13 protein-coding genes are annotated in these 12,961 nt (G+C 43.2%); 9 read left to right on the forward strand and 4 right to left on the reverse strand.

The window, feature by feature from the left end; translation table 11 throughout:
- Positions 1-5: 5 nt before the first annotated feature.
- The 3 genes from R7Q11_RS06330 (at position 6) to R7Q11_RS06340 (ending at position 2,842) form a co-directional block, all read left to right on the forward strand.
- Complete coding sequence (locus R7Q11_RS06330) at positions 6-347, forward strand: hypothetical protein (RefSeq protein WP_025767691.1); 342 nt, start codon at positions 6-8, stop codon at positions 345-347.
- Between the two features lie 248 nt (positions 348-595).
- Entirely contained in the window at positions 596-2,374 is a 1,779-nt protein-coding gene (locus R7Q11_RS06335) for a S8 family peptidase (protein ID WP_225466293.1), read from the forward strand.
- A 12-nt stretch (positions 2,375-2,386) separates the two neighbouring features.
- On the forward strand, positions 2,387-2,842 hold the full coding sequence (locus tag R7Q11_RS06340) for a hypothetical protein (protein WP_025767689.1): 456 nt from the start codon (positions 2,387-2,389) through the stop codon (positions 2,840-2,842).
- Positions 2,843-2,988: 146 nt separating this feature from the next.
- Here R7Q11_RS06340 and R7Q11_RS06345 read toward each other — a convergent pair whose 3' ends face one another.
- The 3 genes from R7Q11_RS06345 to R7Q11_RS06355 form a co-directional block, all read right to left on the reverse strand.
- Positions 2,989-3,918, reverse strand: a complete 930-nt coding sequence (locus R7Q11_RS06345) for an SRPBCC family protein (protein WP_225466294.1) — start codon at positions 3,916-3,918, stop codon at positions 2,989-2,991.
- 137 nt (positions 3,919-4,055) lie between these two features.
- Positions 4,056-5,297 carry a sensor histidine kinase gene (locus R7Q11_RS06350; RefSeq protein WP_186585245.1) on the reverse strand — a complete coding sequence of 414 codons (1,242 nt, stop codon included), beginning with the start codon at positions 5,295-5,297 and terminating at the stop codon, positions 4,056-4,058.
- The gene (locus R7Q11_RS06355) at positions 5,269-5,937 is read right to left on the reverse strand and encodes a response regulator transcription factor (protein WP_017820242.1); all 669 of its coding nucleotides are present in this window, start codon (positions 5,935-5,937) and stop codon (positions 5,269-5,271) included. The genes R7Q11_RS06350 and R7Q11_RS06355 overlap by 29 nt, the downstream gene beginning before the upstream one ends.
- A gap of 89 nt (positions 5,938-6,026) precedes the next feature.
- Between R7Q11_RS06355 and R7Q11_RS06360 the strand changes: the two genes are divergently transcribed.
- Positions 6,027-7,226 carry a DUF5666 domain-containing protein gene (locus R7Q11_RS06360; RefSeq protein ID WP_017820243.1) on the forward strand — a complete coding sequence of 400 codons (1,200 nt, stop codon included), beginning with the start codon at positions 6,027-6,029 and terminating at the stop codon, positions 7,224-7,226.
- 149 nt (positions 7,227-7,375) lie between these two features.
- Positions 7,376-7,672, forward strand: a complete 297-nt coding sequence (locus R7Q11_RS06365) for a hypothetical protein (protein ID WP_086047333.1) — start codon at positions 7,376-7,378, stop codon at positions 7,670-7,672.
- Between the two features lie 96 nt (positions 7,673-7,768).
- Here R7Q11_RS06365 and R7Q11_RS06370 read toward each other — a convergent pair whose 3' ends face one another.
- Complete coding sequence (locus tag R7Q11_RS06370) at positions 7,769-8,818, reverse strand: Preprotein translocase subunit SecY (protein WP_086047332.1); 1,050 nt, start codon at positions 8,816-8,818, stop codon at positions 7,769-7,771.
- Positions 8,819-9,257: 439 nt separating this feature from the next.
- On the opposite strand from R7Q11_RS06370, the gene R7Q11_RS06375 reads away from it, so the two are divergent.
- The 4 genes from R7Q11_RS06375 (at position 9,258) to R7Q11_RS06390 (ending at position 12,961) form a co-directional block, all read left to right on the forward strand.
- Complete coding sequence (locus R7Q11_RS06375; RefSeq protein ID WP_005388493.1) at positions 9,258-9,719, forward strand: hypothetical protein; 462 nt, start codon at positions 9,258-9,260, stop codon at positions 9,717-9,719.
- A 93-nt stretch (positions 9,720-9,812) separates the two neighbouring features.
- The gene (locus R7Q11_RS06380; RefSeq protein WP_005375841.1) at positions 9,813-10,286 is read left to right on the forward strand and encodes a copper chaperone PCu(A)C; all 474 of its coding nucleotides are present in this window, start codon (positions 9,813-9,815) and stop codon (positions 10,284-10,286) included.
- Positions 10,287-10,892: 606 nt separating this feature from the next.
- Entirely contained in the window at positions 10,893-11,648 is a 756-nt protein-coding gene (locus R7Q11_RS06385; RefSeq protein ID WP_017634222.1) for an SDR family NAD(P)-dependent oxidoreductase, read from the forward strand.
- A gap of 431 nt (positions 11,649-12,079) precedes the next feature.
- A complete protein-coding gene (locus R7Q11_RS06390; protein WP_149192220.1) occupies positions 12,080-12,961 on the forward strand; it encodes an NAD(P)-dependent oxidoreductase in 882 nt (293 codons plus the stop codon).

A 12,961-nucleotide genomic window follows, 5' to 3' on the forward strand; every position in this document is an offset into this window, starting at 1 on the left:
CACACATGAAAAAAAATCTAATCATTATTACTTTTGCGCCTCTATTTCTTATGGCGTGCAGTAATCAGCAAGCATCTCAACTGGGAATGCGCAGCAGCAGTGTCAATGTATATGCCCAGCAAATGAGTAACACTCAACTATGTGAAACTCTCTACTACAACCGTGCAACCAACCAAACCAAAGTGGCGATTGGTGCTGAGTTCAATCGACGTGGATTAAACAAAAAGTGGTGTGATAAAGAATTCGATAAGTTGTACATTAAAAAGTGGATTGATAACGTGCTGCCTAAAGAAAAAGCCGAACCTAAGAAACCAATAGCAACTATTCAACCCGCTTCAACTAAATAACTCCCCTCTTGAAGCAGACGGTACACTCGTATTTTCTGCTTTTCACTTTTCATGCATGCTCGATGCGACATATAAAAACCTCATGGTTTCAGTAAATTAACAAAGACTTATGTTGTCCATCGAACTTTTAATGTAAACAAGTTGTAAATGGTTTTCGTCCTTATTCTTTGTCGTTAGCTTTGTTTGTTCCTGTTAGCGGAATATGAAACAGGAACTAAAAAATTCCAAACAAAGACATGAGGTCAAAAATGGAAATACGCATTAATCGCCTATTTGCTGCTATGTTGGCAGTAGGCATTGCACCTGCCGTCTCGGCGTTTGATCCACTCTATTCTGAACAATGGCACTTAGACAACACGGGGCAAACTGCGTTTGCGGCTAATCCTGCTGTTGCTGGGAACGACTTAAACACTAAGCTCACTCAGGCAATGGGGATTGCAGGTGTTGGTGTGAAAGTTGCCGTTATTGATTCTGGAGTGCAGATCGATCACCCCGACCTTGCAGGTAATATAGTTACAGGTAGCAGAAACTTCGTCGAAGACTCTTCATTCCCACCAAGTTATCCGGTTGATACTAATGGTCATGGCACTGCTGTAGCCGGTTTGATTAGCGCCGTCGGCAACAACGGTGAAGGCGGACGCGGTGTCGCTTCTCACTCTTCCCTCATCGGTTTTAACTGGTTAGCCAACCAGACATTAGAAGGCTGGTTAATCTCCCATGGCATGGACCCAGCAACACGCGATGTTCGCGTATTTAACCAAAGTTACGGTTTCAGCCCTATAAACCCGATTACTTTTGATGAAAGCGACCCTCAGCTAAAACTTGAAATGGACGTGATGAAAAACGTCAGCAACAGTAACGCCTGGGGTCGAGGTGCTGTATTTGTAAAGTCAGCAGGTAATGGTTACCGCTATTTCAATGCAGGGCGATTCTTCGTATTGCCAAGTAACTTCTTTGCTGGTGGAGACAATCAAGGCTTACCGATGCACAACTCTGCTCAGTCTTATGATAACGCCAATTACTTCAATTTAGTCACTAGTGCACTACGAGCGGATGGTACGCGAGCGAGTTACTCATCGGTGGGTTCGAACGTGTGGGTTGCAGCACCAGCAGGTGAATATGGGCAAGATTTCCCTGCTATGGTCACCACTGATTTAATGGGTTGTGAAGAAGGGCAAAATACCAGTGAAGGCCTTGGCATTAATGGGTTACACGGCGGAACGGAGCTCGATCCGAACTGTAACTATACCAGTACGATGAACGGAACCTCATCGGCTGCGCCAAACACATCGGGTGCCATCGCGGCAATCATGTCAACCAACCACGCACTTTCTGCTCGTGATGTACGTGCTTTACTAGCGGAGACAGCAAAAGTAACGGATAAAGCGCATCCAGGCGTACAGCTTGAATTTACTAACCATAAAGGTGAACAGGTTAGCTACGAGGCCATTGCCCCTTGGCAAAAAAACGCAGCAGGCGTAGATTTCCATACTTTTTATGGCTTCGGCGCTGTAGATTTAGATGAAGCGATGCAACGTGCTCGCATGACGAATCGTGTTTTACCAGCTCAAAGCATTACGCCATGGGTTCATAACGCTACAGAAGTAAGTGTACCCGATGCAAGTCTAGTTGGTGGTTCTTCAAGTATCGCCATTGCCGATGAGCTGACAGTAGAATCCGTTCAGGTGACATTGACATTGGACCACGCTCGTCTGCCCGACTTAGCTATCGAGCTCATTTCGCCATCAGGGACTCGTTCCGTTTTGCAAACACCGCGCAATGGTCTTGTTGGTCAATCTCTTGATCCAACGATTACAGGCTACAAAGATCAATTAATGTTGTCTAACCAATTTTATGGCGAAGATGCAAAAGGCGAATGGACGTTGCGAGCAATAGATACGAACGGCGATGAAGTCTATTCTTACATTGCATATTTCAACTCTTCCACCATCTATGACGTTCCGATGGCAAACAACGCTCAGCCCGGTGTTATTAAGAACTGGTCGATGCGCATATTTGGACACTAAGGAGTCAATAACATGAAATACAAATCATTTTCTATGCTGGCTCTCGTTATCATGACGTCGAGTGTATACGCTGAGCAACAGCTCTCTCAACAACCTGCACCAGAACTGTTTGTGCCATCAGAAGCGGTTGAGATTAATGGCCAAGATTATCGAAAAGTGCAAACTGGCACTGTTAGAACCCTATCTGAAGACGTAAAACTTCAAGCGGGTGATGAGGTGTTTAAGAATGCGTTTAGTAACGTATCCAAAGCCACAGGACTAGTTTATATCACCGTAAACAATCCTAACGAAGCGAAAGCAGTCGCCAAAGAGTTAAAATTAGAAGTTATCTTCGCAGAGGGGGAATCAGCGGTGTTAAAAGCATCTCAAGATCAAGATCTGCTAAGTATTAGCGACTACCTAAACGCAGACAGCCGGGTAAAAGCGTCTAAAATTGAACTAAACAGCGGTAAATACCGTGCACAATAATTCTCTAACAAGAGAAGTTGGCCTGTAAAACCATGCCTCAGCGATTGCTGAGGCATTTTTATGGGTAGGAACAGATGGGCTATTATTCTTTAATAACATTTCGCATAACCAGTATGATACCTAAACACCCTACTCGCCTGCGCCTGTCATTTCTTAAACAAAATAATTTCCGTTCTTAGCTCTTCTTCCGTGGTTTCCTTCGGGCTATTCAGATAGCGTTCGATTCCTAAAGGACTGGTTTTGACTTTCATACCACTCTGACGAACCAAGTTCATCGCTAAAGCCCATGCATTTCCCAAAAACTGATATTCACCTCGGTGTTCAACGACAAATATTTCACTCTCAGGAATGGTACCGGTAACCGCCCCTTGAGGCGCTGGTACTGAGTTATGAAGAGGAAAGCAAGTGATAAACTCGAATGTACCTTTCTGCATATCCATCGACTGGTAATAACAAAACAATTCACCATTCACGGATAGGGTTTCGTCACTAATTAACTGTTCTAGTTGCTGAACATGCTTCTCAATTACCGAACCTAATTCCTGCAAGCTAGCCACACCCTTGATCCCAATGTAATGAATTTGAGGCAACGTTCGGTTACCAATTTCGGCTAAGTCTGAATGCACTCGTCCGGTTTCAAGCTTACTTTTAAGCATGCGTAACCCACGTTGATAATCCATCTCTATCATCGACTTAAACATACTTTTCAGAAAGAACAGATACCAAGGGACGCGAGATTGCATTTGCCATTCGACTAAACAGCCATTTTGTGACGGCGTCACGATTAGAGTCACCTTTCCATGGCTCTTGATTGGGCGAAAGAAATGCAGCTCCATATCTAATCGATGCTCTTGAGTACTTTCCAGTACAATCGCGCCAGTCCCAATACGCTGACCATTCCATTGATAACCAGCTCCAACGTGGCCCTGATTATCACTGAATGTCAGCTCGCAGCTTGGTTCAAGAATGATCCATGGTGACCAGCTGGGCCAGTTATTGAAGTTCTTGAGATAGCCAATAATTTCACTTTGATTCTTATTAATTTCAATACTTCGGCTGACCTGATAAGAGAGCATAACGGTTCCTCGAGTTTCCGCTTCACTAACTTCAGTCTAATTCAAATTCCAGTTTTTTCTTGTTTGACTACGGGTTAGATGCGTACGACAAGAAAAATCCAGAGCGTTAATTCTCACTTGAATCAATACGCGCAAAGCTAAGAGCAGAACTCCACTTTTGCACTAAATCGAACACCATCATCGTCCAGTACTAACGCCCATCCCATCCGTTCACATATTCGTTGTACGATAACAAGCCCACAACCATAACCAGCGTTGTACGTCTCGTTGCCATCGTGACGATTTAGGATCTTAAGCGCATGACCTTTCAACTCAATTTCAATATCTCCCACACTATAGCTAAAGGCGTTTTTAATCAGATTGTTGATAACAATGGCCACAAAACTCTCTGGTGCCTTCACTACACCACTATGTTGTTCGTGCAAAGCGTAATTCGAATCTTGCTTGGCAAATAAAGGAGCTAGCTCTTCCAACTGTTTTTGTAAACAAGTGAGAAGCTGATGCTCTCCGTAATGCTGAGGCTCTATTTTCTCTTTACCAAGTAAGAGAAACGCTTCTGTCAGTACACGCATCTCGTCACAAGCTGACTGCATCCTCGTGATGGCTTTTTGCGCAATTCGAGGTTGATCAGGAATACGCGTCAGAATGTCTGTTGAGCCTTTTATCACCATAATTGGCGTTCTCAACTCATGTGATGCAAAACGACTAAATTCTTGTTCTCGTTTGAAATAGCCCGCGATATCGTTCTTATTATCCAGCAAAGTCTGCTCTATCTGGCGTGTTTCGCTGAACTTAGTTTCAACTTGGAAAGCGGGTTGATCCGGTGACATTTGGCTAATTTTGTCTTCAATTTGCGCTAATGGCCGAGACAATATTCGAACCATGTAAATGCCATACCCAACCATGACAAATGAAAACAAACCACCGAGCAGCAGCGTAAACTGATGCAGCGAGCTTTCGTATTCGTCCAAGTAATCATCGGAGTCATCTTGAAATACAATGTACATAAGCCCCTTCCCTGAGGGGTGGTTCAATACAACAAAGTGTTTGTCTTCTTCACCAAGCAGGTATTCGTAAAAACCAGGTGAAGTAAAAGAGAGCAACCAATCGGGTGTCGGTGCTTCACTCCAATATGAGTTGAATTCCAATACGTTTGGCAATGGCGCATCCCAGCCCTGTTTCTCGAAATTCTCACTATAAAGCGCAGCTTCAGTATCTAGCCAGTGATGTAAACTCAGCACTTCCAGTTTGTTTTCTGCCACATAAATCAGCGACCAAAAAAGAGTAAACATCACAAACGTCATGACCCCAAAACCCCAACGGATCTTGCGATAAATGCTTGGATATTCGTTATGCTTTAAGTCGGTAACCTTGTCCATGAATAGTCTCTAATCGTGATTCTTCAAAACCTTTGTCTAGCGCGGTTCTTAAACCGTAAATATGGCTACGAAGTGCATCACTTCCGGGTGGTTCGTCTCCCCACACACTATCGATCACTTCTGTGCGCGAGACCGCTGCTGGAGCACGTTGGAGGAGCAATTTTAAAATTTTAGTTTGAATTCGACTCAGCTTAATTTCTTTGTCTTTTCTCGTTACTTTTCCTGTCCGCGCATCTAAACAAATATCTGCAAATTTGAGCGTTCCGATATCTTGTCTTGGACCACGATTAGCCAAAGCATGAACACGCAAACTGAGCTCTTCCATCGCAAATGGCTTCATTAAATAATCATCTCCCCCCGCTTTAAAAGCCGCGATTTTGTCCTCTAGCGTATCTTTTGCCGTTAGGAAGAGAATTGGCGTTCCACATAACTTATCTTGTCGAAGCTTCTGTACCGTACTGATGCCATCGAGCTTCGGCATCATGATATCCATGATGATTACATCGTAATGATTTTCCTCGATTAACTTAATCGCAGCCTCTCCATGAAACGCACAATCGATAATCATGCCTTCTAGCTCAAGATAGTCTGCAATCGTCTCCGAGACGTTATGGTTGTCATCTACAATTAAAATTTTCATAAAATCACATTTCTTCACGATCTCTTCACGATATGCCCAATAAGATACAGGCAATTTCCTAAACTCGCTCGTAAATTGAGGTTAATACAATGAAAAAACTCGCTCTTATTTCTGTAGTAGGTTTGGCATTGTCTGGTTGTGGTGGTTCAGGCGGTGGCAGCAATAGCGATAGCACATCAACTCAACCAGCAGTGAAACCAAGTGTAGCGATTGGCTCTGTTGAAGCGGTCAACGCTGAAGAAAGCACGTTAACCGTCAATGGACATACGTATCGTGTGTCTGAGGTGGTTTATGACGACACACAAGTGCAACTGGCCGATGTAAAACCAAAAATGGTGGTTCGCGTGGGTTCAGATATTCGGCAAACTTCGGACAATGGCGTCCGAGTCATACTTGAACCAACCATTACTGGACGTGTGACAGCAATTGATCATGTGAAGAAAAAATTCACGGTAAACGGCGTAGAGCTGCAGTTTGACGATTTAAGTGATGATATAGAGGTCAACGACTGGGTGATGGTGTCATCATTGCCAACTGCTGATGCGGGTTATCGAGTGTTGTCTGTGGTCGAGCTCGACGTAGATAACGATTACCCAGCACTTGATAACGACTACGAACTGGAAGGCCGTATTACCAGTATCGATGCAAATGCTGGAACATTTAAGTTAGGTGGAAAAGTAACGGTGACATATAACAACGTTAACCAGCTTAGCATTGGTCAATGGATTGAAGCCGAAGGTGAAATGCAAAACGGTATCTTCATGGCACATGAGGTAGAAGTTGAAGGCTACGACGTCATAAGCAATGACAGCGATGTGGAAGGCATCGTCACTTGGGTTGCAAATGACTACAGTGAGTTCTCACTAAACTACCGAGGTGCATTCTTCATCGATAACGCAACACGATTTGAAGATGGCAGCAAAGCGAACCTAAAACAAGGCCAAGAAGTGGAAGTAACGTCTGTCATGAAAAATGGCAAACGCATCGCTACCGTTATTGAGTTTGAGCAACCAGACTTTGACGATAACAACCAATGGCAAGGTAAAGAATTTGAATGTGAAGGATACGTATCAAACTACGATGCTGAAGCAAGAACATTTGAAATCGAGCATTGTGAGAATGATGCTGATCAAGTACTAACTAACACCACCGTTGTGATTGATGCACAAACACGCTTCCAAGGCATTGAAGAACTTAACCTAAATGGTGCTCGTGTCGAAGTCGAAGGTGTGATCATTAACGAGCAAAATATTGCCCGTGAAGTGGAGTTAGACGTTTACGACAACTAATCCCTTCTACGCTTAAGAAAAAGTGTCACTTCGGTGGCACTTGTTCTTTTCACCTTACTTTGCTTCCCAAGCTCAAACCAACAAATTCTCAGTCAAAGCCTTTTCTCTCCGTTACACTTTACCTATGTTTCACAACATTGGTGACGAATATGAAAAAACGCAACCTCATTTTGTTAATCTTGTTTTTTGGTTCAGCCACGAGCTTAGCTAGCGTTATGGATCCTGACTGCGATGCAGAAAAGGCAGCTAAAGCCGCTGCGACAAAAGCCGTGGTTGGTGTTGGTGGTCGCTGTACGCCTAAAGAGGCACTGAAAGATACCGCAGTTGATGCAGGAAAAGACAAATTGCCAGATGAAGGGGTGGCGGGTAAAGCTGTTGATGCAATTACACCGGAAAAAGAGAAGAAAACGGTGAAAGACGTAACCAAAAAGCTCAATAAAGATTGATACGCTTTCTTGTAGTTAACTTTAATAGCGAAACTCCCCCCTCCCCAAAAAAAGAGCGCCGATTGACGCTCTTTCCGAACTCTAATAGATAACCAATTATGCGGTTTCTGCTTCACCTATCCAATGATAATGGTGGTTAGCTTTTTTCCCCACTAAACCGAGCTCTGCCAATTCTTCAAATACCTTGTCTACCTCTTCCGCAGACAGCCTAAACTGTTTAGCAACGGCTTTTTTGGTGCACGTAATTTGATGCGTTTTAAGTGCATCGCTAACTTGCTCTAACAAGGTTTTCGGTTCCTTTGGTTCTTCTGGCTCCGGCGCTACTGGTATTTCTTGCTCTTCTTCCTCTTTTATATGAGGAAGATAACCCGCAGGCGCTGGGTCTATATCGCGAACTGTTTTCAATATCATGCCCTCATTTCTGCGATAGAAATATCGGAACCGTTGCTCTTCACCAATCAAGCCAACAAAAAATGCAGCAAAGAAGTCCAAAAGAATCGAAAGAAATACAACCAAGCCAAGCTGAGCTTGCTGAGAGGTGGTACCAAATGCGTTGGCTAGGCTATCAATCAAACCAATCACTGAGCCTTGCGTAACCGGCGGTAAACTATCACGCTCCATAGCCAAGCGTTGCTGCTCTTCACGTAAGGTTTTGTTTTGATCCTGAATGCGAGTTACACCAGTCGCGATACGCTCCATCTCGATGTATTTCTGCGCTGCCATATTGTTGAGCTCAATCTGCTTATCGATTGCCGCAATCTGACGATTAAACGCTTCCACTTTCGCCTGCTCTACCGAAATATGACTTTGTGCACTATTGGTTGCACTATTAATGCCACCAATACTACCGCCAATGGAAATCGCAGCTAAGACTAAATAAAACACGAGAGCGGTTGCTGCTCCTGTGTAGTTGCGATGGGCTCGGCGCTCACCGTATTCATACCAAGCGTAAAATTTACCCGCTTCAAAAATGATCGCTAAACCACCAAATAAGGTTTGCATCATCGGATTTTCGTCGATAGACAAAAATAGCAATAGAGAAAAAATAGTCGATGCTAAAATCGCAGCACCAGTGAATGCGTATACACTCACCATGGCAAATCGACCTTTAGGGTATCGATATCCAATCTGTTGTTCGTATTTCATTTGAGAAATTTCTTAAGATTAATCGCCCCTCCTACTAAGTAGGACGGACGTTTCTGGCATGTACAAAGGAGCGCAGAATACCGTATCCTTTATTAAATTACTGTCATAATTCCGTTAATGGAAAACAAGTGAAGATTCGGTGGGCATTTTGAATCGATATCAGCCAAATCTAGCACGTAAAAACACCACCACGACACCCACTAACCGAAGCTTCAGTGGCATATAAGAGAGATTAATTCGGTATCTTCAAAAGCGACTAGGCAAGACTGACAAGTTGAATTGGAGGTTGTGAATGTCTGCCGAATCAAAACATTAAAGCGTTAAAAATAGGCAATAAAACAAATAATGCACACTTGCATCACCTTTTAGTAAACTGATAATTACATTGTTTGGTTAATTTGTTAGTATCCCGCGCCGAAGAAGATAAGCACTTAATTGTATGGAAAACACTCTAATACAGCACAAACACCATCGCTTGCACGCTATTGCGGTTATTATCGCGGTGTTGTTTCAGTTGTATTTAGCGTCCACAGCCGCTCTTAACCCTACACAAGTTCACAGCACAACTTGGCTCAACAAAGTCCAAAGTGAAAAGGTTTTACTGTGTACCGCAGATGGTTTCAAATGGGTGGATATCAATACGTTGATTGAGGCTAACGCTCAATCTTCTTCTAAGCTCATCCAAGATCTTAACTTACACGACGGCTTTCAGTTTGAATGTCCGCTTCTTCAAGCTGTTCAATTCTTTCTTCTGGTTGCGATTGGGCTTTACCTGACAACCATCCATTGGCTGCGCCGAGTAAAGTATGCACTGACGACTTATCACTTTTCTAAATGCGATAAGCTCGTTTACAAACACATCGCGCCTAAGCACTCTCCGCCGAGTGTTTTTCCTGCCTAACAGGCATCTAATCATTGACAACTTTATTCAAAAATAACGATGACTCTGTTTGTTGTCCATTCAGAGAAGCTATTAATTCAAAAGGAAAAACACATGCTTAAATCATTAAAAACCGCCGCTATCGCGCTTATTGCTGTCATCGCTAGCCCACTGAGTTTAGCGCACGATTATGAAGCAGGAAAAATTCATATCGACCATCCATGGAGCCGCGAAGCGCCACCAAACGCACCTGTTATCGGTGGTTTTTTTCAATTAACCAACCACGGTGACAGTGAAGATGCATTGATCGCAGCAGAAAGCCCAATCGCAGGGCATGTCGAAATTCACACGCATAAGAAAGAAGATGGTGTGATGAAAATGATTAAGATTGACGAAGTGCGCGTTCCAGCCAATGACTCAGTGTTGTTTAAGCCAGGCAGCTTCCATTTAATGATTTTCAATCCAACACAAACTCTTAAAGAGGGTGACCGCTTCCCTATGACATTAACCTTTAAAAACGCAGGTAAGGTTGAAGTGGAAATGGCGGTTGAGAAACAAGGCCACATGGAAAAACACATGCATCATTAATGACGCAAACAAAAGTGCCCGCTGATTTAGCGGGCATTTTTATCTCAGCTTAGTCAAAATCATTATCCAACAGGTCCTAACTCGACTCTTCAGAACAATGGTGATAAATAACGCTCGGCGAAACGGGGTCACATATCATAACAGCGTGCTCGGGCAAGAGATTCTAAATCACGCTCGTCCCTCACTATTCAGAATGACCTTGAAAGACTTAAGATCCTTAAAGGTTCCCTACCCGCTTAAAACTCAACCTCTCGACAAAGTTCTCCAACCATCACTTGGCAAGCCTAAATGAAATCATAAGTTTGGCAACAAAGACCCACGGTTAATCAGCTTTCTTTCTACTTGAAACAAACCTCAGCCCAACGAGCTAAGCCGGCAGCTATATGCTCAATTGTTTATATATCCCGATTCTCCTGACTAGATACAAATCATGCACGACCGTAAAAGTCGATATATGCCACTGGATGAGTCAGCATCTCAAAAAAGTACGTGATCGACTTCTCATTGTTGGTGTTTCTCTGTTTATTAAAACCATTTGTATTACAATAATACTCTATGTTAAATAAAAAATCCTTTCCAACTCTACAAACATGAGAGAACACCATTATGTCTACTAAAATTGCATTTATTTCTGGTGCTACTGGCGGTATCGGCTTCCAAGTAGCAAAGCGCCTTGGTCAGGATGGATACACGGTCATTCTAAACGGCATTGAAGATGAAAAAGGTTCGGAGTGTGTCTCCAAACTACATAACGCAGGAATTGAGGCTGAATACTACGGTTTTGACGTTACAGATGAACATGCCGTCGATGAAAACATCAATGCTATTGGTGAAAAATACGGCAAAATCGATGTTGTCGTTAATAACGCAGGTGGTCTTGGTGGTCGTAGTCCTATTGAAGGTATGGAAACTGCTTTTTTCCGTAAAGTCATGGCTTTAAACCTCGATAGTGCATTCTTCGTATCACGCGCAGCGATTCCATTTCTAAAAAAGTCTGATAACGCATCAATTATCAACTTCACTTCAAACGCTGCTTGGAATGCAGGTGGTCCAGGTGCAGGTATTTACGGTACATCAAAAGCCGCCGTTCATACATTAACTCGCGCTTTAGCTAAAGAGTTAGCTCCGGCTGGAATTCGTGTCAATGCAGTATCTCCTGGCACTATCGATACACCATTCCATGCTCAAATCAAAGCAACCAAGCCTGAAGTATTTGCTTCTTGGGCAGACAGTATTATGCTTGGACGCCTAGGCCAGCCAGAGGAAGTCGCCTCTGCTATCTCTTTTCTGGTAAGTAAAGATGCATCATTCATTACCGCAGAAACACTGCAAATTGGTGGTGGTCAAGCTTTAGGCATTTAGTACCAATAAGTCTTTTTACCTATCAGTAAGTGCGCTTTAGTACTGATTTGATAACGGCCGCAGTATGTTTGTACTGCGGCTTATCCTTATACCACCTCGCCTTTCACCCCATCTGTAACGTTTCACCCATTTTTTTGGTATGGACAGTATTCCTCTAGCTGAAACAAAATCACTTGTATTACAATAAATTTTATTTTTACGTTATTTAAGCCTCCTAAAGGCTTTGTTCACGATAAAAATGGAAGCGTGAGGAATCCGCTTTTCTTATATACTCTGATGAATAAAACCCTCACAAACCTTACTTACATCTCACTTTTAGAAAAAATCCATCCCAAGCCCGCTATGCTCACAATTTTCAATTGCAAAAGCCACAATAGTCATTATGATTAACAAAAGCAATATAATCATACAATAGTATTTTTGGAGTTAAAATGACTAAACCTATCATTGGTTTCATCGGCCTAGGCTTGATGGGCGGAAACATGGTTGAAAACCTACAGAAACGTGGTTACGAAGTTGCTGTAATGGACCTCAATAAAGATGCTGTTGACGCAGTACTAGCTCGTGGAAACGCTTCTGAAGCTTCTTCAGGTAAAGAGCTAGCAGAGAAAAGTCATATCGTGATGCTGTGCCTAACAACATCTGAAGTTGTCGAAAAAGTTGTTTACGGAGACACTGGTGTTCTAGCTGGCATGTCAGAAGGTAAAACACTCATCGACTTCGGTACATCTATTCCAGCTTCAACGAAGAAGATTGGCGCTGACCTTGCTAAGAAAGGGGCTGGTATGATTGATGCGCCTCTAGGTCGTACACCTGCCCACGCAAAAGATGGTTTACTGAACATCATGGCCGCAGGCGACGTCGAAACATTCAATAAGGTTAAGCCAGTGCTGGACGATCAAGGTGAAAACGTATTCCACCTTGGCGCACTGGGCTCTGGTCACGTAACTAAGCTTGTGAATAACTTTATGGGTATGACAACCGTAGCAACCATGTCTCAGGCATTTGCTGTTGCTAAACGTGCTGGTGTTGATGGTCAACAATTATTCGACATCATGTCTGCAGGACCATCAAACTCACCATTTATGCAATTCTGTAAGTTTTACGCCGTAGATGGCGAAGAAAAACTAGGCTTCTCTGTTGCAAACGCAAACAAAGACCTCGGTTACTTCCTTGCTCTATGCGAAGAGCTTGGTACAACTTCCCTGATTGCAGAGGGCACTTCTAAGAGTCTACAAGCGGCAGTTGATAAAGGCCTTGGTCAAAATGACGTTCCAGTCATCTTCGACTACTTTGCAGAGCTAGAAGCTTAG

The sequence above is a fragment of the Vibrio sp. 970 genome (assembly GCF_033339075.1).

Bases quoted from the DNA above. Each gene is read 5' to 3' on its own strand.
- R7Q11_RS06345 (WP_225466294.1), bottom strand. From the start codon at position 3,918: ATGCTCTCTTATCAGGTCAGCCGAAGTATTGAAATTAATAAGAATCAA.
- R7Q11_RS06370 (WP_086047332.1), bottom strand. From the start codon at position 8,818: ATGAAATACGAACAACAGATTGGATATCGATACCCTAAAGGTCGATTT.
- R7Q11_RS06375 (WP_005388493.1), top strand. From the start codon at position 9,258: ATGGAAAACACTCTAATACAGCACAAACACCATCGCTTGCACGCTATT.
- R7Q11_RS06365 (WP_086047333.1), top strand. From the start codon at position 7,376: ATGAAAAAACGCAACCTCATTTTGTTAATCTTGTTTTTTGGTTCAGCC.
- R7Q11_RS06380 (WP_005375841.1), top strand. From the start codon at position 9,813: ATGCTTAAATCATTAAAAACCGCCGCTATCGCGCTTATTGCTGTCATC.
- R7Q11_RS06350 (WP_186585245.1), bottom strand. From the start codon at position 5,297: ATGGACAAGGTTACCGACTTAAAGCATAACGAATATCCAAGCATTTAT.
- R7Q11_RS06385 (WP_017634222.1), top strand. From the start codon at position 10,893: ATGTCTACTAAAATTGCATTTATTTCTGGTGCTACTGGCGGTATCGGC.
- R7Q11_RS06360 (WP_017820243.1), top strand. From the start codon at position 6,027: ATGAAAAAACTCGCTCTTATTTCTGTAGTAGGTTTGGCATTGTCTGGT.
- R7Q11_RS06340 (WP_025767689.1), top strand. From the start codon at position 2,387: ATGAAATACAAATCATTTTCTATGCTGGCTCTCGTTATCATGACGTCG.
- R7Q11_RS06390 (WP_149192220.1), top strand. From the start codon at position 12,080: ATGACTAAACCTATCATTGGTTTCATCGGCCTAGGCTTGATGGGCGGA.
- R7Q11_RS06330 (WP_025767691.1), top strand. From the start codon at position 6: ATGAAAAAAAATCTAATCATTATTACTTTTGCGCCTCTATTTCTTATG.
- R7Q11_RS06355 (WP_017820242.1), bottom strand. From the start codon at position 5,937: ATGAAAATTTTAATTGTAGATGACAACCATAACGTCTCGGAGACGATT.
- R7Q11_RS06335 (WP_225466293.1), top strand. From the start codon at position 596: ATGGAAATACGCATTAATCGCCTATTTGCTGCTATGTTGGCAGTAGGC.